This window comes from Bradyrhizobium sp. Leaf396 (assembly GCF_001424605.1).
Taxonomy (GTDB): domain Bacteria; phylum Pseudomonadota; class Alphaproteobacteria; order Rhizobiales; family Xanthobacteraceae; genus Bradyrhizobium; species Bradyrhizobium japonicum_C.
Genome location: NZ_LMQJ01000022.1, coordinates 53,444 through 80,116, shown reverse-complemented (window position 1 = coordinate 80,116; position 26,673 = coordinate 53,444). Strand labels below are relative to the sequence as shown.

General features: G+C 62.6%; 25 protein-coding genes. 14 read left to right on the top strand and 11 right to left on the bottom strand.

Annotated elements, in window-relative coordinates; genetic code table 11:
* Window positions 1–725: 725 nt before the first annotated feature.
* Entirely contained in the window at window positions 726–860 is a 135-nt protein-coding gene (locus ASG57_RS39700) for a hypothetical protein (protein ID WP_283806201.1), read from the bottom strand.
* 180 nt (window positions 861–1,040) lie between these two features.
* On the opposite strand from ASG57_RS39700, the gene ASG57_RS20160 reads away from it, so the two are divergent.
* The 3 genes from ASG57_RS20160 (at window position 1,041) to ASG57_RS20150 (ending at window position 2,684) form a co-directional block, all read left to right on the top strand.
* Window positions 1,041–1,739: a Crp/Fnr family transcriptional regulator gene (locus ASG57_RS20160; protein WP_200948572.1), complete on the top strand. Its 699-nt coding sequence runs from the start codon at window positions 1,041–1,043 to the stop codon at window positions 1,737–1,739.
* A 157-nt stretch (window positions 1,740–1,896) separates the two neighbouring features.
* Window positions 1,897–2,286 carry an Hpt domain-containing protein gene (locus tag ASG57_RS20155; RefSeq protein ID WP_057197185.1) on the top strand — a complete coding sequence of 130 codons (390 nt, stop codon included), beginning with the start codon at window positions 1,897–1,899 and terminating at the stop codon, window positions 2,284–2,286.
* Window positions 2,287–2,435: 149 nt separating this feature from the next.
* Complete coding sequence (locus tag ASG57_RS20150) at window positions 2,436–2,684, top strand: hypothetical protein (protein WP_024341934.1); 249 nt, start codon at window positions 2,436–2,438, stop codon at window positions 2,682–2,684.
* A 63-nt stretch (window positions 2,685–2,747) separates the two neighbouring features.
* Here ASG57_RS20150 and ASG57_RS20145 read toward each other — a convergent pair whose 3' ends face one another.
* Window positions 2,748–3,371, bottom strand: a complete 624-nt coding sequence (locus ASG57_RS20145; protein ID WP_024341935.1) for a helix-turn-helix domain-containing protein — start codon at window positions 3,369–3,371, stop codon at window positions 2,748–2,750.
* Between the two features lie 335 nt (window positions 3,372–3,706).
* On the opposite strand from ASG57_RS20145, the gene ASG57_RS20140 reads away from it, so the two are divergent.
* The gene (locus ASG57_RS20140; RefSeq protein ID WP_057197169.1) at window positions 3,707–4,870 is read left to right on the top strand and encodes a hypothetical protein; all 1,164 of its coding nucleotides are present in this window, start codon (window positions 3,707–3,709) and stop codon (window positions 4,868–4,870) included.
* Window positions 4,871–5,403: 533 nt separating this feature from the next.
* Window positions 5,404–6,618 carry an EAL domain-containing response regulator gene (locus ASG57_RS20135; protein WP_057197167.1) on the top strand — a complete coding sequence of 405 codons (1,215 nt, stop codon included), beginning with the start codon at window positions 5,404–5,406 and terminating at the stop codon, window positions 6,616–6,618.
* Window positions 6,619–6,628: 10 nt separating this feature from the next.
* Here ASG57_RS20135 and ASG57_RS20130 read toward each other — a convergent pair whose 3' ends face one another.
* Window positions 6,629–7,489: a DMT family transporter gene (locus ASG57_RS20130; RefSeq protein ID WP_024341938.1), complete on the bottom strand. Its 861-nt coding sequence runs from the start codon at window positions 7,487–7,489 to the stop codon at window positions 6,629–6,631.
* Between the two features lie 170 nt (window positions 7,490–7,659).
* Between ASG57_RS20130 and ASG57_RS38950 the strand changes: the two genes are divergently transcribed.
* The 4 genes from ASG57_RS38950 to ASG57_RS20115 form a co-directional block, all read left to right on the top strand.
* A partial coding sequence (locus tag ASG57_RS38950) for a hypothetical protein (protein WP_210169294.1) occupies window positions 7,660–7,857 on the top strand: 198 nt, incomplete at its 5' end.
* A gap of 190 nt (window positions 7,858–8,047) precedes the next feature.
* On the top strand, window positions 8,048–9,616 hold the full coding sequence (locus tag ASG57_RS20125; protein ID WP_057197165.1) for an anti-phage dCTP deaminase: 1,569 nt from the start codon (window positions 8,048–8,050) through the stop codon (window positions 9,614–9,616).
* 263 nt (window positions 9,617–9,879) lie between these two features.
* Entirely contained in the window at window positions 9,880–10,368 is a 489-nt protein-coding gene (locus tag ASG57_RS40070) for a Panacea domain-containing protein (protein WP_057197163.1), read from the top strand.
* A gap of 13 nt (window positions 10,369–10,381) precedes the next feature.
* Window positions 10,382–11,131 carry a hypothetical protein gene (locus tag ASG57_RS20115; protein ID WP_057197161.1) on the top strand — a complete coding sequence of 250 codons (750 nt, stop codon included), beginning with the start codon at window positions 10,382–10,384 and terminating at the stop codon, window positions 11,129–11,131.
* Between the two features lie 88 nt (window positions 11,132–11,219).
* Here ASG57_RS20115 and ASG57_RS20110 read toward each other — a convergent pair whose 3' ends face one another.
* The 4 genes from ASG57_RS20110 to ASG57_RS20095 form a co-directional block, all read right to left on the bottom strand.
* Window positions 11,220–11,834, bottom strand: coding sequence for a GDYXXLXY domain-containing protein (locus ASG57_RS20110; RefSeq protein WP_057197159.1), 615 nt, complete (start codon window positions 11,832–11,834; stop codon window positions 11,220–11,222).
* Window positions 11,831–13,102 (bottom strand): DUF2157 domain-containing protein, encoded by a 1,272-nt coding sequence (locus tag ASG57_RS20105; RefSeq protein WP_057197157.1) that lies wholly within the window; start codon window positions 13,100–13,102, stop codon window positions 11,831–11,833. Before ASG57_RS20105 ends, ASG57_RS20110 begins: the two co-directional genes overlap by 4 nt.
* Window positions 13,103–13,431: 329 nt before the next feature.
* Window positions 13,432–13,947, bottom strand: coding sequence for a nuclear transport factor 2 family protein (locus ASG57_RS20100; RefSeq protein WP_057197155.1), 516 nt, complete (start codon window positions 13,945–13,947; stop codon window positions 13,432–13,434).
* A gap of 89 nt (window positions 13,948–14,036) precedes the next feature.
* Window positions 14,037–15,098, bottom strand: a complete 1,062-nt coding sequence (locus tag ASG57_RS20095; RefSeq protein WP_057197183.1) for an aldo/keto reductase — start codon at window positions 15,096–15,098, stop codon at window positions 14,037–14,039.
* Window positions 15,099–15,190: 92 nt separating this feature from the next.
* Between ASG57_RS20095 and ASG57_RS20090 the strand changes: the two genes are divergently transcribed.
* The gene (locus tag ASG57_RS20090; RefSeq protein ID WP_057197153.1) at window positions 15,191–16,120 is read left to right on the top strand and encodes a LysR family transcriptional regulator; all 930 of its coding nucleotides are present in this window, start codon (window positions 15,191–15,193) and stop codon (window positions 16,118–16,120) included.
* Window positions 16,121–16,244: 124 nt separating this feature from the next.
* Here the strand turns inward: ASG57_RS20090 and ASG57_RS20085 are convergent, their stop codons facing one another.
* Complete coding sequence (locus ASG57_RS20085; RefSeq protein WP_057197151.1) at window positions 16,245–17,138, bottom strand: LysR family transcriptional regulator; 894 nt, start codon at window positions 17,136–17,138, stop codon at window positions 16,245–16,247.
* Between the two features lie 96 nt (window positions 17,139–17,234).
* Between ASG57_RS20085 and ASG57_RS20080 the strand changes: the two genes are divergently transcribed.
* The 3 genes from ASG57_RS20080 to ASG57_RS20070 all read left to right on the top strand — a co-directional run bounded on the left by ASG57_RS20080 (window position 17,235) and on the right by ASG57_RS20070 (window position 19,011).
* Window positions 17,235–17,564 (top strand): nuclear transport factor 2 family protein, encoded by a 330-nt coding sequence (locus ASG57_RS20080; protein WP_057197149.1) that lies wholly within the window; start codon window positions 17,235–17,237, stop codon window positions 17,562–17,564.
* On the top strand, window positions 17,561–18,349 hold the full coding sequence (locus tag ASG57_RS20075) for an SDR family oxidoreductase (protein ID WP_057197147.1): 789 nt from the start codon (window positions 17,561–17,563) through the stop codon (window positions 18,347–18,349). Before ASG57_RS20080 ends, ASG57_RS20075 begins: the two co-directional genes overlap by 4 nt.
* Before the next feature lie 395 nt (window positions 18,350–18,744).
* Entirely contained in the window at window positions 18,745–19,011 is a 267-nt protein-coding gene (locus ASG57_RS20070; protein ID WP_057197145.1) for a hypothetical protein, read from the top strand.
* A 757-nt stretch (window positions 19,012–19,768) separates the two neighbouring features.
* Here ASG57_RS20070 and ASG57_RS20060 read toward each other — a convergent pair.
* The 3 genes from ASG57_RS20060 to ASG57_RS20050 form a co-directional block, all read right to left on the bottom strand.
* Entirely contained in the window at window positions 19,769–20,215 is a 447-nt protein-coding gene (locus tag ASG57_RS20060) for a phosphatase PAP2 family protein (RefSeq protein WP_082529016.1), read from the bottom strand.
* A gap of 347 nt (window positions 20,216–20,562) precedes the next feature.
* Window positions 20,563–21,723 carry an OpgC domain-containing protein gene (locus ASG57_RS20055; RefSeq protein ID WP_057197139.1) on the bottom strand — a complete coding sequence of 387 codons (1,161 nt, stop codon included), beginning with the start codon at window positions 21,721–21,723 and terminating at the stop codon, window positions 20,563–20,565.
* 621 nt (window positions 21,724–22,344) lie between these two features.
* Window positions 22,345–25,605 carry an adenylate/guanylate cyclase domain-containing protein gene (locus tag ASG57_RS20050; protein ID WP_082529015.1) on the bottom strand — a complete coding sequence of 1,087 codons (3,261 nt, stop codon included), beginning with the start codon at window positions 25,603–25,605 and terminating at the stop codon, window positions 22,345–22,347.
* 260 nt (window positions 25,606–25,865) lie between these two features.
* On the opposite strand from ASG57_RS20050, the gene ASG57_RS36245 reads away from it, so the two are divergent.
* On the top strand, window positions 25,866–26,624 hold the full coding sequence (locus ASG57_RS36245; protein WP_063997007.1) for an IS5 family transposase: 759 nt from the start codon (window positions 25,866–25,868) through the stop codon (window positions 26,622–26,624).
* Window positions 26,625–26,673: the final 49 nt, after the last annotated feature.

The window sequence follows — 26,673 nt, the reverse complement described above, 5'->3', positions numbered from 1 at the left end:
GGTGTGGACCAGGCGGAAGATGTTATCCAGGATCTTGGCGTTGTTCGGCTCCTGCTCGAACTTCACCAGCTGATTGTCCACGGTGTCCAGGCTCTCGCTGGTCTCCGTCAAAAACTCCCGCAACAGATCATCCATGAGCTACGCCTTACTGACCTGGATCTAAACTCGACGCCCAAGCCACCTTGGCACGGACGACGCCTATCCTGGATCGTTAGACATCCCGTTTCACGGTCCCGTTAATTTCATCCTCCGTGCTACTACGGATATTGAAGAGAAGTTCGCGGTTTCGCCGCATGCTGCAGCGCTTTTCGGCAAATCCGGCTCGGCGCCGCACGAATGCGACGCGCGAGGTAAACACCCCGATAACAGCGAGGCACAGCGTTCAGGAAAGTCCTGCTCGTGAAGAGCGATAGAGACGGCCTGCAGGCCGTTGGACCGATCCGACTACGACCAACGGCGCGCTCCTGGGCGCGCTTTGTGGTGTTGCCGCCGCGTCCGCGGTTCGCACGGGCGGTAAACGCACGGTTACCGTATGACCATAGCGACTCGTGCCGCGCTAACCGAGCCGCGGGCGAGGCAATGATCGGCATCGGTCGATGCTATGCCAGACATCGTCGACGGCGACCGGCAGCGCTGCCGCCTGAACGGCTTGCACAGACCGTGTGACGCCGAGCTCAAGCGCCGAGCGGAACACATCGGACGCGCGAATTCATATCATCGAAAGCCTAGCCGACAACCTGCGCCGCGCCGATCGTTCCATCGAGCTCGCCGTAGTGACCGGGATCACCGCGAGCGGCCACCCGCCCAATCGTCTGCTGCAACAAGTCGATGCAGCGGACTTCGATCTGCCACGTCCGCATCTCCCGACGATCGAATAGTCAGTGAATCTGTCCTGGGCGACGGCGGCGCTGCACTCCGGACAACTTGTCCCAATTGCCATTATATCCCGAAGCAAAGATGATGGAGCTTGCCCGCGCAGGACGTGATTTCACGTGTCGCGATCGAAGGTGCAGGGAAGCGGGGAGGCAACTTTGGAAACGATGGTGCGTCCGTCCAACGGTTTCCTGTCCGCACTGTCGGCAGATGATTATGGATTGATCCGCCCGCATTTGCGGACGGTCGATCTGCCCCATGACGCAGTGCTGGTCGGAACCGGCGAGACGCTCAAGCGCGCTTATTTTCCCCACCGCGGCGTCATCTCGCTGGTGGTGGAACTGGCGAAGGGTGAGCGTGTGCAGGTCGCCATGATCGGCCGCGACAGCCTGCTCGGGACGCTGTCGACCATGGGTGATGCCTGTGCACTGAACACCGCCATCGTGCTCGTTCCATGCGTCGCCTCGGTGATGGATCTCGACCGGCTGCGGGTCGCCGCCGACCAGAGCAGCACCCTGCGCACGCTGCTCACGCGCCACGGGCTGGCGGTCTACGCCCAGGTGCAGCAGACCGCGGGCTGCAATGCCTCCCATCCGGTGGAGTCGCGGCTGTCGCGATGCCTTTTGCAGACACATGATCTGTCGGGCGACTCCCGGCTGCTGCTGACCCAGGAGACCATGGCACAGATGATCGGGGCGCGGCGCAACAGCGTGTCGCTAGCCGCCAACTCATTGCAGCAGGCCAATGTGATCCACTACAGCCGTGGACACATCCAGATCACCAACCTGGACGGCCTGCGTCAGACAGCATGCGAATGCTACGCCTCCGTGAAGGGCCAGTACGACCGGCTGGTCCGGGTGTCCTGACCGCAGCGGTCGGTTGGTAAACCGCCGGCTAACGCCGGCCTGCAAACACCGGCCATCCTGCTACCGGAACTGAAATCCGAATGCCGTAGACGCGTGGGCACACCTCGCGCCTGCACGTGCCGCGCGACGACGAAGAGTGATCAAGGCGGGCAAGCCCATGTTCGAAGCAACCGCTGCGCCGGCGCAGAAGGCGCCCGATGCCGATCCCGCGCGCGAGCCGGGCGCGTATGAAGCGCTGGTGCGCGAGATCGGCGAGGACGGTGCCTGTGAAGTCCGCGAAGTGTTCTGGAGCGAGACCTGCGCGCGCATGCAATTGTTCCGCACGCTCTCGCTCGCGCAGCACCACGCCAGGATCGCCCGCGAAGCGCATTCGCTGAAGAGCGCGGCTGGAACGTTCGGCTATGTCAGGCTCGCCGCGCTGGCGCTGCAGCTGGAGAAGACCGCGGGAGATCTTGGCGAGGCCGAGTTCCGTGCGCTGCTGGACCTGATGGAGGCCGCCTACGCCGCCGCGCGCGCGCAGGAGCCGGAAGGTCCGATCCCCTCTTGATGCGCCCTCTTCGTCATCAGGCAGCTACTTCGCCGAAAATGCTCTGGACCACCCGCGCGTGTATTCCCGCCGTACTTCTACGGTTTGGGATATTCACTGATGGCTAATCATAGATGGCGATAGTCCCCGGAAAACCAGGAGGGTTTTCCATGTTCACTTACGAGACCGCAGACCAGAAGGAGGTGCGCCGATTCCGCATCGCACAGTTCAACGGCCGCATGGCGACCGTGAAGGCCGGCGAGTCGACGGTGACCGGTTTCGTGCGTTCGGTGCTGGAGCAAGAATCGAGCGTGCCGCCGCGCTGGACCATCACGATCATTCCGAACGCGCCGAAGGAACAGATCAAGCCGCTGCGTCCCGCCTCGCGCGCACGTCCGTTCGCCGAAGACTATTTCTGAGCGACGAGACTCGCAAAACTCCTCGGGAGACCTCCCGGGCCGCGCCCGAACAACCGGTCTGCCTTAGTCGATCGAATGCAGCAATGCCGCACGAACCAGGTCCGCGGTGTTGCGCGCCCCGAGCTTGCGCATCGCTTCCGCGCGATGGCTCTCGAAGGTGCGCGGACTGATCTGCATGCGAAGCGCGCCCTGCTTGTTCGAATAGCCTTCGCTGATCAGCCTCAGCACCTCGCGCTCGCGCTTGGTCAGGCGTTTCTGGCCCGAGGGGCCGAGTGGCTCGGCCCCCGGCAGGCGCTGCGGCTGTAGCACGCGGGTGACCTTCGATTCCGCCTCCTCGGTGCTGGACGCGACCGGCAGGCCGCCCTTGTGAGGGCCGGCAAGCTGCTTCACCAACCCGCAAACGCGTTCAGTCTGCGCCAGCGCGTTCTCGACCACCCGCTGCAAGTAGGCACGATCGCCCGTGACAGGCGCGAGTTGATCGCTGTGATGTTTGATCTCGCCCATGTAGAGCAGGAGCGCAGTCAGGGGGCCGTTGAGCTCGCGGGCGATGGCGGCCGCCATTTCGTCGGCCGCCTTGGCACGGACGGCGCTCAGGCGGACGAGATCGGGCTCATCGGCTGAAGCAGCGCTGTCTTCGTGCCATTCCGAAGACCGCGAATCAGTGGCCGTATCGTTCCGTGACCCCATGTCACTCATTTAGCGGAACCGGGGCAGGTCTGTGGTTAACTTTTTGCTCCGTAGGAATACGGGGATTTAGGCCGTTTGATGCAAAAATGGCGACTTCGGCACAATTTGTGCTTGCGTGGCGTCGGATTTAACCACGCTGGGGTTGAGTTCCTGCTCAAATCGTTGCTGGTCGGCCGGAAGTCTGACTGGCCCGCTCACCTTCAGACCAGGCCACCCCCCGGTTTTTACGGATTAATTAACGGCGACTTGCTTCTCTACGCAGGTTGAGAGCGCGCAAATGCCTCCACGCATTGGGCCCGCAAGCCCGCGGGAACACGCTGCGAAAGATTGCGTGCATGAACGAGATCGATCGGCTGTCGGAATTTCTGCAGAGGCTCACGCCGCTGTCGCGCAGCTGTCTGCTCAGCGAGCTCGAACGGCTCGAGCTGTGCGGCATCGACATGCCGGGTTCGGCCGAGATCCAGTCCCGCTTGCGCGCCGAGTTCCGCAACGACGGATCGACCCAGGCGCGCGCCACCAATCCTTCGCGCAATTTCTTCGCGCCTCTCGAGCTGCTGCTGATCGACGGTGCACCCGAGCATGCCAATATGGGGCGGATCTCGCGCAACACCCTCACCCCGATCTGGGAGTGGATCTGCCGCGACCTGCTGCCGACCATGGCGCGCGACTACATCAAGGCCATCAACGATCAGGTCGCCGCCAACAATCCGAAGGAAGTGCAGAAGATCGCCTCGACCTTCCAGACCAAGGTCGTCAAGGTTCTCGAGAACACCCTCACCTCGCCCGAGAGCACCGAATCCGCGCGCGCCAAGCTCGCGCAATACACGGCCTCGCGCACCGCCTTCGACGATGTCGTGAAGATGCTTCACGTGTTGCGCGCCGGCGACGCGCTGCCCAAGTTCAACGAGAAGCTGCCTGAGAAGATCGCGAAGTTCGACGACGGCCAGGTCGCCCAGATCACCGCGCAGCTCGACGCCTTCAAGAAGGCCCATCCCGAGGCGCTGCCCTTCGCGCTGGCGCTGGTGGCGCGGCGCGTGAAGCCGTTCTGGCAATTGGCGCGGCTTGCCACCAAGGCCGCGGCGGGCAAGGCCGCCGCAGACGTCGCCGCGACGCCCTATGCCTGCGTCGTCCACATGGTTCTCGACCGGCTCGACGACAAGCGCCTCGCGCTTCGCGTCGCGCTCCGGAACAACCGGGTGCTGGTCGCCCGCGATCTGCTCGCCGAGATCTACGACACCGAATATGCGCTCAAGGTCCGCATCGACGGCTTCGAGCACTGCGAGTGGGGCGTCCGTCTCCAGCAATTGATGGACGCGATCGCGGCGCTGGTCTCGGCCGAGGTGAGCCGCTTCCCCGACAATGTCGGCCACATTCTCGGATCGCGTCGACTGCGCAGCCACGACACACTCGGCGGCAAGCTGACCTATCTGGCCTGGAAGGGGCGCGATGCGATGCAGGACGGCGCTGCCGCGTTCCGCAAACTGATCGGGCAAACCTGAGCGCGCTCGGCACAAAGGGGCAATCACATTGCCCCTTAGTTCGGCGCGCGTGGCAGGCTCAGGAAGCGATCGAGAAACCGCCCCGACAGCACGAACCTGAACCACCAATACATCATCCGCCGCGTCGTCATTGCTGCAATCCTCGACAGCCCACCACCGGCTCAGCGGAGCATTAGCGCGAGTGCAGCAGCGCACGTGTGATGCGCTTCACATTCATGGCCGCCGGCCCGCGCGTGTGCCGCGGAGCCGCCTGCGAGCAAAGGCAAGAACCTGCGCGCCTCGCGCGAAGCGAACGTCCTGACGTCGGTCCTTCGCCGCCAATTCAGCGCCGCGCGCGAGAGAGACCTCCGCGCTCGTCGGAGTTGGCAGCCTGCAAGGCTTGGGTCTGCTTTCTCTTCGAGCGATCCTCGACAAATTAGCTCGAATTGCAGAGCTTAACGTTACTCAGATAATTCAAGAACGATGTGAAGCTCTCCTTATTTGAACCCACGCTCCGCGTTTAAGAAACCGTCACGGAACGGGAGTGGTGTAGGATGAGCGATGGGATGAGTGAACTCGTCGGACGGAGGCCTGTGACCTTCGGACGGCGAAAGGTGACGCCGCGCGCCTGCGTGGCCGACAGCAAGCGCCACTTGCGCGCCTTTCTCAGCGAGGTGCTCGAGGATCTCGGCTTCGTCACCTGCGAATGCGCCAGCGCTGACGAGCTGCAAACCGTGCTCGCCACCGAACTGCCGGACCTGATCCTGCTCGGCGTCGCCGCCGACGGCATCGAGCCGGGACGATTCCTCGAAGTATTGGTGCGCGAGGGATTCGGCGGCAGGGTCCTCGCCGTCGGCGCCCGCGATTCGATCATCGTCAAGGCCGTGCGGCAGGTCGGCGAGGAATACGGCCTTGCGATGCTGCCGCCGCTCACCACGCCGTTTGCCGCGGAGACACTGCGCGAGCGCGTTGCGATGCTGCTGCCGGACGAGCCGGCGCCGAGCCCGGCCGTGCATGTCGGCGAGGCCCTGCACGCCGGCTGGCTCGAACTCTGGTACCAGCCCAAGATCGACGCGCGCACGCTGGTGCGCAGCGGCGCCGAGGCATTGGTGCGGATGCGGCATCCGACCTGGGGCGTGGTGCCGCCGGCCTATTTCATCCCGGAGCCGCACGATCCGCATTTTCGCGAGCTGTCGGAGTTCGTGGTCGATCGTGCCGTGCGAGACTGGCATTATCTTCTCGAACAACAAAGCCCCGTGAATCTGTCGATCAATCTTCCCGCTTCCTATCTCAGGGAGCCGCAGGCGGTGCGCGATCTCTGTCGCCGCGTTCCCACGCATCCGGCTTTCGGCGGACTGACGGTGGAGATCGACAGCGAGGAGGCGATCCGCGAGCTCGACCTCCTGACCGAGGTTGCGCGCGAGGTCGGCCTGCACAATATCGGCCTGTCGATCGACAATCTCGGCGCCAACTGGCCGTCGCTGATGGAGCTGGACAGGATTCCCTTCGTCAAGTTGAAGGCCGACCGGCAGTTCGTCACCGGCAGCGGCGGCGATCGGCTGAAACGCACGGTGTGCCGTCACATCGTCGAGCTGGCGCAGGGCTTTGGCGCGCGCGCGGTGGCGCAAGGCGTCGAAAGCCGCGCCGACCTCGTCGCGGCAAACGAGCTCGGCTTCGACCTGGTGCAGGGCTTCCTGTTCGGCAAGCCGATGCCGCTGAAGAAGTTCGCAAGGAGCGCGCTGACGCGGACGGTGATGGGGCAGCAGTGAGGCACAGGCCTCACGCATACCGCCGCGCCAGGAAGACGCAGACGACGACGAGCGCGGTCGCGGCGACCATGCTGGCCGCGACCGGCTCACCCAGCAGGAAGCCCGCGAGCGCGAGGCCGAAGAACGGCTGCAGCTGCTGCAACTGGCCGACCCGGGCGATGCCGCCGGCGGCGAGCCCGCGGTACCAGAAGATGAAGCCGACGAACATGCTGAAGACGGAGACATAGGCGAGCCCGATCCAGGCGGGCGCGCCGACGCCGCTCCAGTCCGATGGCCACGTCCAGATCGCCAGCGCCAGCATCGGCGGCAGCGCCAGCAGCAGCGCCCAGGAGATCACCTGCCAGCCGCCAAGGCGGCGCGACAGCGCGGCGCCTTCGGCATAGCCGAGGCCGCACAGCACGATCGCGGCCACCATCAGGAGATCGCCGGTGAGCGAGGCCGAGCCGTCGCTGGAGAAGGCGAAGCCGGCCACCGTGGCGCTGCCGAGCACGGCGAACAGCCAGAACAGCGGTTTCGGCCGCTCGCCGCCGCGCAGCACGCCGAAGATCGCGGTCGCCAGCGGCAAGAGGCCGATGAAGACGATCGAATGCGCGGAGGTGATGTGCTGGAGCGCCAGCGCGGTCAGCAGCGGAAAGCCGACCACGACTCCGATGGCGACGATGACGAGCGAGGCGAGATCCTGGCGTGCCGGCCGGGCCTGATGCAACAAGCCAAGCACCGCCGCCCCGATCAGCGCCGCGATGACGGCGCGCGCCGACGTCAGGAACAGCGCCGAGAAGCCGCCGACCGCAACCCGCGTCGCCGGCAGCGAGCCGCTGAAGATGATGACGCCGAGAAGCCCGTTGCCCCAGCCGCTGGCGGAAGAGTGCATGTTGGTCTCGCTTGGGGTGGGGGCGGCGGATCGGGTGCCGCGGCGGTTGAACGCCTCGCGTGATGGCATGGAATAACAGAAGCGCGAAAACAACCCCATGCACAGTAGACGGGGGTTGCAAGATCAATGGGTTAGGTGGGGGGGGGGGGGGGGGGGGGGGGGGGGGGGGNGGGGCGGGATCAGGTGCGGATCGGGCGGGTGTTTTGGGAGGCGAAAAGCCGAGGGATCGCGGTTTGACTCGCCTCTCCGGCGCGCCCGTGCGAGCCGACGAGGATTGGCCGCGATCGTTGCCGCTCATTCCGAATGACGTCTCCCGTGATTTGCTTCGTCGGGCAAAACAGGAGCATGATGTCATCATTGCAAGCTGATAGGCAGGGCTCCGGCCGGCCTCTTCAAGGCGACCGAGTTGCGCGTCGGACGCTGGTTCGGAGTTCTGTTTGCCGCCGGACGGCGCGCATTTTGTGAACTGTCAACGTAACACTCCGCACTTCATGCGGGTTGCGCCGCACCGGAAGACCGGTGTATTTGCGAATACTTGCAACCATTTTGATAGGGGGGATGATGGTTGACCCTGTGCCTTTGAGGCCGCGCGTGGTTGAAGAGCAACAAAAGCTCGCAACCGAAATATCTGATCGGCTTTCGCAAGAACTTGTCATCGCTTTGGTCGGCCCTGTTGGCTCAGGCGTCTCCACTTCGGGGCGGCTGCTCTCGGAGATTTTGACTCAGCATTTCAAATACGACGTCGCGCCCATCATCGGAATGAGTGATATCATCCGGACCGAGGCCCGCCGCGTCGACGTAACCACGCCTCCACAAAATCCGCTCAACAATTACATCGAGGTGATGCAGGCGGCTGGAAATAGGCTGCGCGAGCGGTTCGGCAACAATTACTTAGCTGAGAAGGCGGTTGAACGGATCGCGAAGTTTCGCGAATCGCGCGGCGGATATCGTAGCGAGGACGGCGCACTCATACCGGGGCGTCGTGCGTACATCATCGATTCGCTGAAAAATGCCGAGGAGCTTGCGCTTCTGCGTCAGATCTACCGCGATACTCTCATGTTGTTCGGAATTTTTGCGCCTGACGACATTCGGAAAAAGCGTCTGGTAGACAAAGGCGCAGAAGAAAAAGATGTACAAGCAGTTTTGGACCGCGATCAAGGTGAACCGGCTACCTTCGGCCAAATGACACGCAAGATATTTGTGCTGTCCGATTTCTTCATTTGCAACGACAAGAAAGAGGAGGAGCTAAAAAGGCGCCTCCACCGCTATTTGGAAATTGTCTTCGATACCAATGTACATACCCCGACCAAATCCGAGTCGGCGATGTACGAAGCAACGGCCGCAATGGCTAGCTCTGCGTGCATGTCGCGACAAGTGGGCGCCTCAATCATATCAGCCAAGGGAGAACTCATCTCTGTGGGCTGGAATGACGTGCCGAAGTTTAAGGGCGGTCTTTATGTGGAGGATGATCAGAGCATCTGGGATGAGGCAAAGAGGGCCATTGATGACAAAGATCACCGCTGCTTCAAATGGGGCAGCAAGATTTGTCACAACGAAGTCCGTCGAACGAAGATTGGCGACCGAATTGCGAAGCTAATTCGAGAATCCGGATTGCTAAAGGCGGGGACCAAAGTCGAAGACGTTCGCAAAATTTTGGATGGCACTGAAGTTGACGATCTAACCGAGTTTTCGCGATCAATCCACGCCGAAATGGAGTCCATCTTAGCGGTAGCGCGCGAGGGCCGGCATTCGCTCGTCGGCGCGACGATGTTTACGACCACATATCCCTGTCACAACTGCGCGCGGCACATTGTGGCAGCAGGGATTTCGAAGGTCATTTATATCGAGCCATACCGCAAGAGCTTAGCAATCGCCTTGCATAACGACGCCATTACCGAGGACCCGGAAGATAGATCGAAGGTCGTGTTTCAACAGTACGACGGCATAAGCCCGCACTTGTACTTACGGCTATTCAGACCTAGCACGCCGCGGAAGCAGGACGGCCACTTTGCCCGACAGCCCGCGGAAGTTGCATTGCCGGTATTCCGGGTTCCGTTGGACTCGCCTGTTGAATACGAGGCGAAGATCATTGCGGACCTGTCGGCGAAGGAAGATACTGATCATTAGCGAATCAGGCGCAGGGTTCCCAAATGTCTAAGCAAGACGCGCCAAAGAATTCTCCACAGCAATTGTCGCTTGACCTGAATCCGGGCAAAGCCGATACGCGCGCGAGTTCGACGGCTGAAATTGGTTGTGTCAGAAACTTCATCGATTCCGGGACGTTGAGCATTCGGAAGCAAGCCTTGGAGCGTGTCCGGGCTTCGAAGATTTTTGCAGTTCCCCATTCTCGCCTACGCTGAGCTAGGCGCCAACGCGCCGCGCGGTCGGTCATGCCATATGACGTTCGATCTGTAGCAAACTACGTCCTAGAGACGGCGGAGCGGTTAGATATTACCGTTACCAACATCTCTGTGAACAAGATTGTCTACTTTCTGCATGCGTGGTTCCTCGCGAAAACAGGGCAACCCCTTGTGACCGCGAAGATCGAGGCATGGGACTATGGCCCCGTTTTCCGCGAATTGTATATGCAGTTCAAACCCTTCGGGGCGGGTCGAATCACAGTCCTCGCAACAAGGCGGAATCCCTCAACTGCGAAGGAAGAGGTTTGCCCTGTTGGCATAGAGCGCGAAGACGAAGAATTTTTGCAGCCCCTGCTCCTTCGTTATTTACAGATGACACCAGCTTCGTTGGTGAGACTTTCCCACGAGTCGGGCGGCCCATGGGATCAGGTGTATAATCACTCTGGCGAATCGAACCCCGGAATGCGAATTTCCGACGAGGCGATCCAGCAATACTTTAGGTGTCAAACTAGGCACTAGCTGAGAGGCTTTAATGTCCGTGAAAATCGATCGGCCACCTTATGTACACAATTGGGTCCGCTTCAATTTCCCGGATGAACTGTCAACAACAAAGGCCGTAGTATCCTTCATCACGGCGACGCCCCAGATTTCATACGCAGCCGGCCAACCGATCATTCGAGATCGTATCGCGTTGAAGTTGGATCGCGACACCGCGCTGAAGGCCGCGCGCACCAAAGGACACCCAAAGAGCCGCCCTCTTGTCGCTGAGTACGTAAACGCGTTTTACGATTACGATGATGAACGCAACTACTCCGGCCTTCCTTCATACGATCAATACGTGGCGCCATACAGCATCAGCCGTGACGTAAGAATTCCGGTCAAGCCTCTCATTGTTATTTCCGAAGGCGGTATTCTGAAGCCGATCTTCATCGTCGGGTGGGCGACGATGTCTCTATCGCGCTTTCAACGCAGATTGCTGATGACCGTCTTAGAAGACGCCGTCTTTTCGCTAACCGACTTTCAAGCGTCGGCGGGCGAGTTCATCTCTTTTCCGCGCGCAGCTTCGGACAACCTTCGCCATCCCGAGGTTTGGAAACGAGGGGATTTCGACCTCCTCTCGAACGCGGAAATGAGGGAACAAGCTGAATTGTATGTGCGCGCCGTCGCGGCTGCGAAGGAGATCGTTGCACGTCGGCATGGGGAGGCGGACCAGCAGCCCGAGGCGGAGCAGGACGCCGCCCAGCCAGCTTCAGTCTTCGATCTTTTCAGCGGCACGAAGTAGCCCACCGCTCCACACGTAGGGATGGCAGGTCCGCAGAGGGCGGCCGTCCCAACGTCTCCAGTCCATTCGTTCCTAACGCCATCCCGCCTTAGTACAGCGGCTCTTCGTAGACGGGCTCGCCGTCGAGCAACAGCCGCTTGATCGCCGCGCGGCCCGAGGGCAGCACGGCGGCGACGATGCGCAGCTTCTGCTGGTTGCGGGCGTCCTCGAGCTTTCGGCCCTCGCCTTCGGGCACGAAATAGCTTTCCAGGCCATATTTGATCGGCAGCTTGTCGCAGAACCTTCGGCGGTCGTCGCCGCAGGAGCCGCCGTAATTGGCGACGCGGCCGCGGATCAGCACTTCGGGCGCGGTGACCGCGACGGGCTCGGCATGCACCGAGACCGCCTGATGGATGCCGTCGGCATTGGGGGCGAGCTTGACGAAGACATCAGGATGGCGCGAATCGGCGACCTTGCCTTTGAGGCTGCCGGCCGGCAGTTGCGAGATGTCGTAGCGGAGCACGACATAGTCGCCGCGCAGGAGATCGCGGGGATCCACCGGCTGCGTCTGCAAGGTCACCTCGACCCCTTCGCGCAGGATCTGCATGCGGTCGGCCACCATCAGCACCAGCAGCGCAGATTGCAGCAGGACGGCGGCGCCGAACAGCACGGCCTTGGGCATGCGCTGCCCGAATTTTGTGACGGACGCGAGCAGCCCGGTCATCGTTCGGTCCTCGGCAGCGCGCGGCCCAGGGCTGTCGCGAACACGACGGCGACGACACCGGCCGCCGCAAGGAAGGCCGAGCGGCGCAGCAGCGAGCCCTTCACGGCCCAGGTGATGCCGGCGATGATTGCGGCGATCCCGAGCCAGCCGGCAATCAGGCGCGGACGCACCTCGTCGAGCATGCCGGAGACGACGAGGCACAGCATGGCGCAGAGCAGCGCGGCGTAAGCGAACCAGGGCTCGCCCGCGGCTTCTGCCGGCCACAGCGGCGCGGCGACCAGCACGAGGGCGATCGCGCATGCCGCCAGCACTTCGCCCGTGCGCCTGGTGAGCGCGGCGGACACAAGGGCAAGCATCACACCCGCAGCCCCGCACAGGATCGCCCACGGCGGCTGGGCCGGCGCCGTGGCGGTCCGGAGACGGACGATGTCGTCGACCGTCGTCACCTCGAGGGCGGCAACGCCGGCCAGCGCAAACGCACCGTAGATCGACAGCACGCTGCCGAGGCGAAGCGCCCTTGGCGACGGCGCGGCGGCGATCGCAAGCCCGGCGCCGAACAACAGGGCCGCGCCGTTCGCGAGCAGGAAGGACGGCTGGGCGCCGTCGAATTCGAAGCGGAGCGACGTCGCGATCCACCACGGCAGCAGCGCGAGCGCGACGAGGTGAGCCGCGACGCGCGAATTCCAGGCGAAGGCGAGGCCGGCGGCGATCAGCCAGACCGCCACGAACGGAAGATGCAGGACGTCGGGAGCGTCGTAGGTCCGCATGCAGGTCCAGATGCCGGCGGACACCAGACCGACCGCGAGCGCCCCGCGCGAGCCGGTCAGCACTGCGGCGGCAAACGCGCCGACGGACCACAGCAGCATGCCGCCGGCAAAGTCCTCGCCGAGATGATACATCTGGCCGACCAGCGCGATGCCCGCACCGAAGATGATCGCCCCGATGCCGGCGCAGAGATCGGCGAGAACGTTGCGGCCGGTGGTGGCGAACCAGGCCCCGAGAACGCCGGTGACGACCATGCCGGCCAGCAGGATCGCGAACCGCATCAGCCGCGCGATCTCGGTCCAGTGCGCCGCCACGAAGGCGAGGAATGCGGCCGCGATCAACAGGCCGCCGACGATGGCGACGACCATTGCGATGTTGATGCCGGCCGGAAGCGGCGGCAGCGCGTTGCGGATCGAGGCGGCCACCGCCGGCGCGATCACGCCGTCGGCCTCCCATCGCGCCAGATCGGCGTCGAGGCGCTGCCGGTAGGTTTTGTCGAACATCGTGCTCGAATATGGTCCTGGGATCACCTGGCTCCCGCCGGATGGCGGGACCTTGCTAGGTCGGATCGTCCAGGCGGTGGGTTCAACCTCTTCCCCGCAGCCGGGGCTATCGCATATGGCGCTTTGCGCGAGCTGGGCGCGCGCCTCGTCCTGCGAGACGACAGCTTCGCTGTCTCCTCAGGATGAGGCTAAGCGGCATCGGAGCCCGCTGAAACCAGCGCCACGCACTCGGTCCTCATCCTTGGGGGTCCGCCAACGGCGGGCGTCTCGAAGGATGGCCAGAAGCGACATCACTCCCGTTTGCGATGACCCTGCTCCTCGCAGCCGGCCTATTGCGCCGGCGCAGGAATGCGCCGCAGGACGTCGTCGTAGGGTGCGAGGTCGAGATAGGCCGTGACCTCCGCCGCCTTGCCGTCCTGCATGAGCAGGATCCAGGCATAGGAGTTCGCGTAGGGCCTGCCGTCGCGCGCCACGCCGCTGCCCTCCCAATGCGCGATGACATGGTCACCATCAGCGAAGATCCGCACAATTGTCGGGCGGACCGGCGTCGACAACCGGCTCGCGAACGGGCGGACCGCGCGATCCAGGAATACATCGCGGCCTCGGAATTCGCCGGCGCTCGGGCCGGATCCCTTGATGCGCCAGACCACGTCCTCGTGCAGCAGGTCGTTGAAGAAGGTGGTTCCTCCCGCCGCCCAGCGATCGAATGCATCGGTGACGATCAGCTTGTTGGCCTCCGGCACGGATTTGGCCTGGCCGCAGGGTGCGGCCGTCGTCAGGGTGGAAGCCGTCACGATGATCGCGTAGACGCACGACGCAAGCGCGCGATTAAGCAGGGTTGCCATTGGTGTCTCCCTTTCCAGTGCAACAATCGTCTGCCCCGAAGTGATGCACACATGGTCGGCCAGACATCGCCGACCTGTTGTTTTAGGATCTATCCGCGCCGCGCGACGGCGGCACCGCCAAAGATGAGCTGCTCGACCATCGGGCGACGCAGGAAGCGGCCGGGAAAAATGGGATCGGGCGCAGTCGCATGGTCGAGGCGCGCCATCTGCTCAGGCGACATCGTGATCCCGACCGCGCCGAAATTGTCTTCCGCCTGCTCCAGCGTGCGGGCCCCGATCACCGGCGCGGTGATCGCAGGATTGGCCAGCGTCCATGCGATGGCGACCTGCGAGGATGTCGCGCCGAGCTCCCAGGCGATGGCTCGCACCGTCTCGGCCGCGTCCAGCGATCGCTCATTGAGAAGGCCGGATGAAGCGATCACCGAGGCGCGTGTCGTTCCAACCGCCCGTTCCTGGGAATCCTTGAGATCGGCCCGGCTGTACTTGCCGGTGAGCACGCCGCCGCCGAGCGGCGACCAGGGCAGCACGCCCAGGCCGAGGGCCGCCGCCAACGGAATGAGTTCATGTTCGACCGTTCGCTCGACCAGATTGTATTCGATCTGCAGGGCAACGAAGGGCGACCAGCCGCGCAGATCTGCGATCGTCTGCAACTGTGAAATGCGCCAGGCCGGCGTGTTGCAAATGCCGACATACTGGACCTTCCCGGTGCGCACGAGATCGTCCAGGCCGCGCATCACCTCATCCGGCCGTGTCGTCGCATCCCAGGCGTGGAGGTAGAGCAGGTCGATGCGATCGGTATCGAGCTGCCGCAGGCTCTGCTCCACCGAACGAACCATGTTGAGCCGGTGGTTGCCGCCGGAATTCGGGTTGCCGGGGTCGCGGGCCATGGTGAATTTGGTCGCGAGCACGAGGCGGTCGCGCTTGTCGCGGGCGAACTGGCCCACCAAGCGCTCGGAAGCACCATTGGTGTAGTTCACCGAGGTGTCGATGAAATTGCCGCCGCGCTCGACATACAGGTCGAATATCCGGCGGGCCTCGCCGGCGTCGGCGCCCCATCCCCACTCGGTCCCGAAGGTCATCGTGCCAAGCGCGAGGGGAGAGACGCGCAAGCCGGAGCGGCCCAGCAGGCGGTATTGGTCAAGTGACGTCATCAGTGCCTCCATCGTATGGCGGAGACGTAGTTTCCGGCGAAAGGTGAGGCAAGTTGGCCAATGATGACCAGGGTGGTAAGCTCAACTAACCAATGACCACCGACCTGAACCTCGTTGCCGTCTTCATCGCCGTCGCGGAAGCCAGGAGTTTCCGTGGGGCCGCCGACCGGCTCGGCGTGACGCGCTCCGCCGTCAGCCAGGCCATCCGGCGCATGGAGGACCGCCTGGGCGTGGCGCTCGTGCAGCGAACGACCCGCAGCGTCAGTCTCACCGAAGCAGGCCTACGCCTGCACGAGCGCGTGGCGCCGGCAGTGGCCGAAGTCGAGCAGGCGATCGATGGCGCCCGGGATCGTGACGCGCAGCCGACCGGGCAGCTGCGTCTTGCCGTGTCGTCCATCGCCGAGCGATTCATTCGCGGCCCGTTGCTGGCCGAATTCACGCACGCCAATCCCGGCGTGCAGGTCGACGTGACCGTGACCGATGAGGAATTCGACATCGTGGCCGAGGGCTATGACGCAGGCGTTCGGCTCGGCGAAGTGATCGAGCAGGACATGGTCGCAGTGCCGGTCTCAGGCGATCAGCGTCAGCTCGTGGTGGCCGCTCCGGCCTATCTGGAGCGGTTCGGCGTCCCCTCTCACCCGCGCGAGCTTTCGCAGCATTGCTGCATCGGGTGGCGACCCGCGCCGCACGTCGCGCCTTACCGCTGGGAATTTGCGGAAGGAGGGCGCGAGTTCAACGTCGCGGTGGAGCCGAGGATCACGACGAACGACATGTGGGTCATGGTGCGGACCGCCTGCGCGGGAGGCGGCCTGACGTTCGGCATGGAGGAGACGTTTCGGCCCTATATCGAACGAGGTGAGCTGGTGCCCGTGCTCGAGGAGTACTGCCCGTTCTTCCCAGGCTTCTTCCTCTACTTCACGGACCGGCGGAATCTTCCGCCGAAGCTGCGCAGCCTCATCGATCACGTGCGATATCGGCCGGGCGGAAAGAACCAGAAATCGCCGACGGGCCACGCCAGATGAAGGATGAGCACTGTACCCACGCTGTGGCACGACGACAGCAAACGAATGGCCCCGGACCAAGCTCGGTCGTTGGCACCCATTCGCCAACTCGCGCTCTGGACAGAACCAGTCATCTAGCAGACCGTCAGCTCGCAGCACCACGCGCCATGTCGATCAACGCCTTGAACGCGGCCGAGGGATTGCGCCTGCTGGGATAGTAGAGACACAGGGGTGCAAGTAGCGGCGTCCAGTCCTCCAGGACCCGAACGAGACGCCCTGCCTCGATGTCTTCGCGCACATCGGACTCCATGAAGTAGCCGATGCCGACATGGTCGAGCACCGTGATGCGCGAGAGGCTGGCTTCGTCCAGCGTGATAGGCCCTTGAACGTCGATCTGGACGGGCTGACCTTCCTTTTCGAACTGCCAGCGATGCAGCGCGCCATTCGGCAACCGGATGCGCAGGCATGAATGGCGCAGCAGGTCGGGCGGCACGCGGGGCTTACCGTTGGCCTTGAAATATTCGGGCGATGCGACCACGGCAAAGCTACGGGGAGGACCGACGGGAATGGCGATCATGTCGCTCGGCACCAGGTCGGCGCTCCTCAGGCCGAGATCGAACCCTTCGGCAACGATGTCGACGATCCGGCCCTCGGTGACGAGATCGATGTGAACGTGGGGATAGCGTCGCAAGAACTCTAGCAGGAGCGGACCAAGAACCTCCCGCGCTCCCGTTGCGAATGCATTGATCCGAAGCGTTCCGGACGGGATTTCCTGCTGCGAACGGGCGGCCCCCATCGCATCGTGAAGCGTCTTTACGGCAGGCCCGACATGATCGACGAATTTCCTTCCGGCATCTGTCAGGGAAACACTGCGCGTCGTCCGATTGAACAGTCGGACGCCGAGTTGGCGTTCCAGCTTCCCGATGACGTTGCTCAGTGCGGTGGTCGACAGGCCAAGTTCCAGCGCCGCTGCCCGGAACGATCCGCGCCGCGCAATGGCGAGGACAGCATCGAATTCGATCAGACCGTGCTTCGGCATTGTCCCACTTTTCGAAACACCCCATGGCGGTTTGCTCCGATTATCGTGAGTGATGTCTCTCGCTAAATCAACCTTGTCACGTCAAGGAGCCGAGCGATGTCGATCGAACTACCCAAGCCCATAGCCGACTATGTTGAAGCCAACGCCCAGCTCGATGTGGACGGCATGCTGAAGCCTTTCGCCGCCAATGCGGTCGTCTTGGACAACGGGCACCGTCATGAGGGCCGCGCCGAAGTGCGGACCTTGCTCGAAGAGGCGGTGGTCGGCGCGAAGGCGATATTTGCGCCGGATACCGTTTGCCACGAGAAGGGTCAGGTCGTGGTCGAAGGCCTTGCCCATGGCGACTTCAAAGGCAGCCCAATCCGCTTCACCTATGGTTTCACCCTCGAAAACAATGCCATCACAGCCTTGGAGATCACGACATGACCATCAAGGCTGATCCGACCGAGTTCGCGGGAAAGCGCGTGCTCATCAGCGGCGGCAGCAAGGGTCTGGGCCGCGCCACCGTCGACCGCTTCCTGGTCGGCGGCGCTCGGGTGATCACCGCTGCCCGCGGCATCCTGGAGCCCGTCGACGGCGTCGCGTTCGTCCAGGCGGACCTGACGACGGCCGAGGGAGGGGAAATCCTGGCCAAAGCCGCGCTTGAGCATATGGGCGGCGTCGACATCCTGGCCCATGTGATTGGTGGCTCGTCCTCGCCGGGCGGCGGCTTTGCTGCCCTGACGGACGATCACTGGCTCGCCGAGTTGAACCTGAACCTTCTGGCCACAGTCCGCCTTGATCGTCTCCTTGTTCCGCAGATGATCGAACGGGGCACCGGCACGGTGGTGCACGTCACCTCCATTCAGTCAGTCCTGCCTCTTCCCGAGTCGACCACCGGCTACGCCGCCGCCAAGGCTGCGCTCAGAACCTACAGCAAGTCCCTCTCTAGAGAACTGGGGCCGAAGGGCGTGCGGGTCAACGCCGTCTCCCCCGGCTGGATCATGACCGAGTCGTCCGTCGACATGCTGAAGCGTCTGCAGGCCGCCAATGGCGGCTCGATCGAGGAAGCGCGGCAAGTCGTGCTCGACGGTCTGGGCGGGATCCCGATCGGGCGTGCGGCCGAGCCCTATGAAGTCGCCGACCTCATCGCCTACCTGGCCTCCGATCGCGCCGCAGCGATCCACGGCGCCGAGTTCGTCATAGACGGCGGCACGGTTCGGACCGTCTGAAGTCCGCCCCGATGTTCACCCTCCGTGGTGGGCTTCGGGAAGCGGCTCCGGGCTAGAAATGGCAAGTGTCGGTAGCCGACGTCGAAGGCATAGCTCGGAAATGTCGACTTCATCAGATGCCGTCATTCAAGAACTGAGCGCATAGGCGGCGGCTCAACCGATGGAAGCGTCGGCAAATGGGAACGTATGACAGAATGGCGGAGAGGGAGGGATTCTCTGCCAGGGCCCCAGGGGGCTCGAAAACTGCTGTAAAATCAGCGATTCCGGACAACCGCGGCGGGTTGCGTGTACCGGCAGTATGTACTGGAACCGATATCCCAGCTCAAGCGGAATCGGGCGGATAGTTAACGCTTTCCACCGCCGCGTTCCATCGACGACCGCCAACCGAATCGTCCATGGATCGCCCGCATGAAGGCGTCGTACTCCCGGTTGACTCGGCGCAATCGCAGAGCGGCTCGGCGACGGCGATCCTCGCGCACAAGACATCGAACGGGAAGACCAAGGATCGCCAGCGCCTCGCCCCGGTAACCGAGCAGCATTACAGCCGGTCGCAGAGGATTGATCTCAAGGCCGAGGGCATGGCTCTTAAGGCCCTGCTCGCCGCGTATGCGAAGGAAAGCCGGAAATTCCGCGACCTGCGTGCCGACCGGATTGCGGCTTGAAATGAAACGGCCCTAATGCCGGTCGGGTACCGACGGGTGTGGGTGCCCACGCCGGCCCTTTGAGCCGAAGCCCGTCGTCTTCGATTTCGGCGAGAAGCGCTTCCGATGAGCCGCACCCAAAGCCGCGCCGGACATCCTCAAGCAATGCTCGGTGGCGGCCACGACCATGACACGTCAGGATTTTGGTCGCCGACGCGCTGCACCCGGGCGGAGCGCGACTCACCGAGCGTCTGCGGCGGATCCTGAATCGGCGGCCTGATGCCCGCGCCCTCGATGTCGCATGGAGGTTGCGGCTGCGAAGACAGCGAAGGAGACGCGCAAGGCTGCGCGAGGGAGACGCGAACGAAAACTCGACCGCGCGACGCGACGCATGGCGCGGCCGCCGACCGTCGTTCGCGCTGCTTGCGATGGCCGCTACGCAGCGGCGACCGTGATCTCTGACATAAGACCGCGCACCATCGCACCCAAGAACGCGAGAAGCTCGCTTCAGTCACCGAGCAGCACTATAACCGCTCGCAAAAGATCGATCTCAAGGCCGAAGGCATGGCTGTTTAGGTGAAGGCCCTGCTCGCCGCGTGCGAGAAGGAGCGAAAGAAGCTCGGATTCCAGAGTCCGGCCCGCCAACGGCGCGCCGCTTAACGGCTGGGACCAGCCTTCCGAGCCGGTACCCATCAACCCGGCGGGTCCCAACCGGCGGCCCTTGGGCCGGACCCGACGGCTTGCAGCCCGACCGACGATCCGAGCCGTGTAGCAGCTCTTAATCGCGGCGATTGCCAGATTGCGCGTTGCGCGGATTCCCAGCCAAAGCCTGCTCCACGACCCCTTCCATTGCGTCTGTTGCGGTCGAGTGCAAGGGGAACCACGGTCTCCGCACGCGGAATGCCCGAAAGACGAGATATGCTCCCAGCACGCCGCACGCGGCGCCCGCCAGCACGTCGCTCGGATAGTGGGCGCCAACGACCACCCGCCCAACAAGGACCGCGGCGGAAAGCGACGCCGCAACCCTCCACGCGCGCGATCCCAAAAAGAACAACGCGGCCGTCAGAGCGGCCACCGTCGCCACGTGACCGGACGGGAACGATAGCCAGGCTGCTTCGACGTGGAAGAAATCGAAACCGTACACCCCGTTGGCAAAAAACTGCATCGGCCGAGCGCGTCCGAAAAACACCTTCAGCACGGTCGACAGCAGGCCGGCCGAGATCAGGCAGCAGAATACAAAACCAGCCTACTCAGCGCGCGGGTGGTTGCGGCGAACGAACTTCGATACTGCCCAAGCGGCGGCGGCCAGAGGTATCCAGATTCCTCCGAGAGCCAGACGGTTGACCGCATCGAAAGCGGACCGTACGCCAGGAGACAATTCCTTCACCGATACCGCGACCTCGATATCGACACATTCCTCGAAAAACAACAAGACCGCTGCAAACAGAGCGAGCGCCGGCAGTCAGACCGGCGATTCCTTGCCGATGCTCAACAGCGCCATGGCCAAGTCTCGGCGAAGATCGAGGGCGGCTGCTGCGACCAGCGGCGTGGCGGACCCGGTGCGTTCGCCTGTCATGCTTCCCGGCCCCGCGTTCCGGAGCCGGCGCTGCTTTGCCCGCCCAGATTTCTCGCCCACGATCTGTAATAGGCGACGCCAGTCATCACCCCAATGCCGGCAGCACTGACCAACATCTGAAAGGCGAAGGAGTCCGGCTCGATTTCGAGTAGGATGTGACCGGCGACCGACAGAAAGATGCCGGTGCAGAAGACTTCCAGCGACCGCTGACCGCAGGCCATCAGAGGCTTGGCGAAAGGAGAGTCGAAGCCTCTCCAGTCTGCAGGCAGGATCCTCACCGCCAAAACGGCAAGCACCACAAGATGAATAACGCGGTAGGGCGCCAGATTGGTCTTGTCGTTCGGATTCACGGCCAGCACCAGCCAGTCGGGCAGCAGATGGGCGAACTGATCGAAACGACCGGCCATGGTAAGGACCAGTGCCAAGGCGAGATACGTCAATCCGAGTACTAGGGCCACGTTAGATTCGATCAGGCTCCGGCACCTGGCCGCGCCGCCTAGCGCGGCCCATGCGCCCAGCGTAAACAACAACTGCCAAGCAAACGGATTGAAGTACCAGACGCCCGACGGAAAGGACGGGAGATTCCATCCGAAATGTCTCGACGCGAAGTAAAGCACCAACGAGACCGCAAGGGTCCGGTCGGGCCGTCGGGTCATGACCCAGAGCACGGGCGGGAAGGCGGCCATCAGCACGATGTAGAGAGGCAGCACATCGAGATTCAGCGGCTTGAATCCGAGAGTCAAGCCATGCGCCAGTGTGGCAAGCGGATTCTTGATGACCTGGGCGACGTTGAATTCGTCGAGGAGGTGCGAGTGTTCGTAGGTGCGAGCGATATATCCAATCGCCGCGACATACGTCACGAACAGAAGGACGTGAGCCACGTAGAGCTGCCAAGCACGCGAGAGCAGCCGAATCGCGGCGGGAACGAATCCACGCTCGAGCATCGTCCGACCGTAGACCAGAGCCGCCGTATAGCCGGAGATGAAGACGAAAAGATCGGCGGCATCGCTGAAGCCGTAGTGCTTTGTCGTCAACCACGCGACCGCATTGTTGGGAATATGATCGAGGAAGATCGCCCAGTTCGCCAAGCCACGAAAAAGGTCGAGGCGAAGATCGCGCCGCCGCGCTGCCGGATGGGCATTCCCGACGATATCCATCGACGAGCTTTGCATGTCCGAGGCGTGCGGCACACCGGCAGACCTCGCTTTGGGTTTCGGTTCGGATAGGCTTGGCGGACTCATCTGTGGCGCGTATCCAAGTGGATCACTGATCTGAAGTGGGGGCCTTTCGCCGGCCTTTCAGGCTCATCGATGCCAGCTCATAAGCGATTCCCACAAAGCTCCCCTCGAAAATGCAGTGAGCCGAGGCGAGTAGTGTGCGGTCCCTATCAGGCGCAGATTACGGGCTGCCAATATCGCGATTAAGATTCCGTCATCCTGGTTTCACTGATGCCTCAACGAGCGTTTCCGGTAATGCTGCGCCTGTGAATGCAGGACGAACGCACGCAGGATTCAAGGCTTTGGCAGAAGCCATCCTGAGCACGCCGGAGGATCAGCGCTCGCCACCAACGATGAGGTCCTCTGACCGCTCGTCTATGCACTCCCATATTGAGATTGAGAGCCGTCGCTAGACTAGGCCGTGTACCCATAAAACCCGACGCGTGATGCGACTAAGCCGATGTGCGCTTTGCCCCCATAGCGACCAAGTTCGTGCGCAGCGCAATGTGTCGCGCAGAGCCAAAAGCTGACGTTAGCGAAGCTGGTCCCTGTCTCTGGCTGTTAAAGCCGAGTATTTGCTTCGGATTGAGAAAGCGATCTCAAGCCTTCGGCCACCCTGAGTTCGAAGGGTTTGGCCATCTGTTGTCTTGCAACAACAAGTGCTCGGTCAAAATGAGCTTTCGCTTGCGCGATGTTTGGCGGCGAAAGGGCCAGCTCCACCTCTGCGGCAATGCAGTATGCCTCCGCCTCTTGCCAGCTTTCGCCGCTTTCGCTGATCCTAGCTATCGCGTCTTTGGCAAGCCGCTGTCCGGCTTCTGCCCGTCCGCTCTGAGCATAAGCTGCCGCCAATGCGCTGAAGTACCAGGGTGCGTAGGCTGTTGCACCGGTCGATCGCATTGCGGAAATGCCCGCTTCCATCAAATCGGCTGCGGCATGGTTCTTACCTTCGAGGGAAAGTCCGCGGCCGCGCAACAGCATGCCGTAAGCTTTCCAAAAGGTTGATAGCTTTTCCTCCGCCAACTGCACAAGCTCATCGGCAAGCACGGCCACTGTCGCGAGCTGACCCAGATGGATCAATGTAAGCGACACATGGGAAAGTGCATACATCAAGCTGGCGGCATGCCCGAACTCACGCGCCTCCTTTAGAGCGTGCGCGGCGTCGGCCGCTGCCGCTTCGGCGCGACCGAGCGCCCAGTTCGACAAGGCTCGCCAACACAAAGCGGACACAAGAATATCGTGGCCGAACCGTGTTGCGAATGGTCGATGCCTGGCGCGATCATAAAGCGCCTCGACTCGATCGAGTTCTGCGAATCCGGCCGTGAGGTGGCCGGCGAGCACCAGCGAAATTCCCATCAGCAGATGTCCAAGCACCACAGGCGTTTCGGCCTGGCGCTGCTCGGCGAGCCCCTGGAATTGAACCGCGAGCTCCCGGGTCGCGTCGGCTTGGAACGACATGCGGCTCGCAACCCAGAAGCCATAGAGCACGGCGAACGGCGCGAGAGGATCGTCCGTCTCCTTCCCCATCGTCTCTGCCTGCTCCACCAACGCGCGTGCCTGTGCGAATGCTGCTCGTGTCTCGGGCGCGGCATGGCCCCTTGTATGAATCAAGGCATTGGCAAGCTCGATCTGCAGCGTGATGCGCTCGCGTCGCAGCCCCGTGGTCTCGGGCAGCGCGGCGATCAGATCGAGGGCGCGCGAAAGCTGCTCAGCCGCCTCGACCAGCGCCGAGCGTGAAAGGGAGCGCCGCCCCGCTTTGCTCCACACGCTTGCAGCCTTTTCGAACAGGCCGGCTTCGGTGCAATGACGGGCAAGCACTTCCGGCTGGCTATCGGCTATGTCTGCGAAATCCAGTTCGATGGACTGGACGAGCGCAGCGTGGAGTACGCGGCGCTTTTCACGCAGCAGCGTCCCATAAGCGGCTTCCTGGACCAGGGCATGATTGAACAGATAATTTGCCTCGGGTGGCTCACCCTGCCGAAACAGCAAGCCCGCGGCAACGAGGCGATCGAGCGAGCGGCCGAGTTCTGGTTCGGCAACTGGCGCGATCGAGGACAACAGCGCATAGCTGAATTCGCGGCCGATCGCAGCCGCTAATTGGGCCACCTCCTTGGCGGGACCGAGCCGGTCCAATCGAGCCATTAGCGATGCGTGCAGAGTGGCTGGCACCGGGCTTGCGGCCGCCGGAACCGCTCCGACAGTTCGCGCTTCGGTGCCCGCTTCCAGCACCGCCTTGGTCATCTCCTGGACAAACAGGGGTATGCCGTCTGCACGATCGATGATTTCCTGCCGGACGTGCGCCGGAAGCGACGCTGCTCCGATGACGTCATTAACCAGCGCTTCCGTGTCCCGCGGGTCAAGCCGAGCGATAGACATCACGGTTACATGGAGGGTTGAGCTCCAGCGCGGTACAAATTCGGTCCGAAAGGTCGCAACAAGCATCGCGGGAAGCACCGCGATTGCATCGATGATCTGGTCGAGAAGCTCAAGGGTGGTCGGATCGATCCAGTGCAAATCCTCGAATATCAGCAGGACCGGTCCGAAGTGCGCCAAGCTCTGGATGTCCTGCACGATCGCTTCCAGCGTACGCTGACGACGCTGGGCCGGTGTCAAACTCTCGGCGGGATAGCGATCGTCTTCGGCGAGTTCAAGCAGGTCGGCAAGCACGGCCTTGTGCACGACGGACACGGATGAATGGTCAAGCATTGCGTCGAGCTTGTCGAGCTTCGTCTTGGTGTCGTCGTTGCGCGTGAAGTTTGCGCGCCGCTCCATCTGCTTAATGATCGGATAGAGCGCAGTATTGGTGTGCTGCGGAGAACAATAGTAGCGTAGCTGCGTGGGCGCGTCCGCGGCGGTTTGTTCCATAACGGCCGTTACCAGACGTGATTTGCCGATGCCGGCTTCACCGGAAATGAGTACGACTTGGCCTTGGCTTGTTCTCGCCTTGGACCAGCTCCGCTGCAGCGACGCGCATTCGTTCTCACGTGCAACAAGGGCTCCCAGTCCGCGACCATGCAACGCTTCGAAGCGACCCTCAATGGTGTTCATACCTTCCACGGCCCAGGCATGAACAGGGCCGGCGAGGCCCTTGAGGTCTTGTGCACCGAGGCTCGTCAATTGAAAGAGATCACCGAGCAACCGCCGGGTGGCGTCGGCGATAACGACTATTCCAGGTTGGGCGACCGCCTGCAGTCGAGCCGCAAGGTTCGGCGTCTCGCCGACGACACCGCGTTCTTGCGCCTCTCCCGACCCGACAAGGTCGCCAACGACGACGAGTCCCGTCCCGATCCCGACACGCACTTCCAACCGCCCCGGCGCCGCTGTATGGAGTTTTGCGATGGCGCCAACCAGGGCAAGTCCCGCCTCCACAGCATGCTCGGCATCATGTTCGTGGGCTTGCGGGTAGCCGAAATACACGAGAACGCCGTCGCCCATATATTTGGCGACGAAACCGCCATGTCGTTCGACGATTGCAGCGCAGGTCCGGTGGTATGCACCGATGATCTTCCGCAAGTCCTCCGGATCGAGCTGCGTGGATAGAGCCGTCGAGCCGACGAGATCGCAAAACATGACGGTCAGCTGGCGCCGCTCGGCCGCATCGGGAGGCGATTCTGCCGGGATGGCAGTGGGCGCGATCTTCCCTGGAGGATGCAGCTCACGGATCGCGCGAAGCATTTTCTTGCGATCGCCAAGGACGACCCCGAGTTCCCTGAGGTCCTGATCGCTCAGATCCCCGAGAACGGAGAAGTCGACATGATTCTCAAGGAATCGCCGGGCGTAGGCAGACATGCCCAACTTCTCAAGCCAGTCTTCGATCTGCTGCATTCGATGCTCGACGTTCCGCTGCCGGGGATCAAGCCGGATTATGGGGAACAGTGCAACATAATCATCTCAGCGAAGTGACCGCGCCAACCTTAGCGCGATGCAATCCTTCATCTTGGGTCATTTTCGGCGGTTTCGGTGGAGATTGTTGGTTGGTTGATGACCACTTCCGCCCGTAAGCGCCGGACCAGGAGGACCTGGCTAGGAGCATTGCTTTCGGCCAGACCCCCGTGATTCAAACTCCCAAACTGGGGGCTCGAATCATGGGCTACGAACTCGCCGATTATGAATGGGTCGGCATCAAGCCGATGCTACCAAACAAGCCGCGCGGCGTTCCTCGGGTGAACGACCGACGTGTCCTCAATGGCATTTTCTGGGTCTTACGATCAGGCGCACCCTGGCGTGATCTGCCGGCGGCATTCGGTCCTTACACCACTTGCTACAACCGCTTTGTTCGCTGGCGGCGGGCTGGTGTCTGGGGCCGCATTATGGACGCACTTGCCGCTGCCCATGATGCCGCTGTTCAGATGATCGACACCTCCATTGTCCGCGTACATCAGCATGGAGCCTGCACAAGGAACCAGTGCCAGTCGATGGGAAGCTCACGCGGCGGCTTGACGAGTAAAATTCATGCGGTGGTCGACAGCAACGGTCTGCCGGTACGGCTGGCGTTGAGCCCCGGCGAGGCGCACGACGTTCGACTGGCCGGAAAACTGCTATCTCGTCTGAAATCCGGGTCAATGCTGCTCGCGGACCGTGGCTATGACGCCGACTGGATCAGAGAGCTTGCTATGAAGAAGGGCACGTGGGCCAACATTCCGCCGAAAAGAAACCGCAGCGATCCGATCTGCTTCAGCCCGTATCTCTACCGCGCTCGCAACCGGGTCGAGCGATTCTTCAACAAGATCAAACAATGTCGTCGGGTGGCGACGCGCTACGACAAGCTTGCCGCCAACTACCTTGCCTTCGTTCAACTCGCGTCAATCAGATTATGGTTGCGCCTTAATGAGTCCGCGTCCTAGTTGCGCCCACGCGAAAGCCTCTTCCAGCTAAAATGCTGCTCGGCACGTC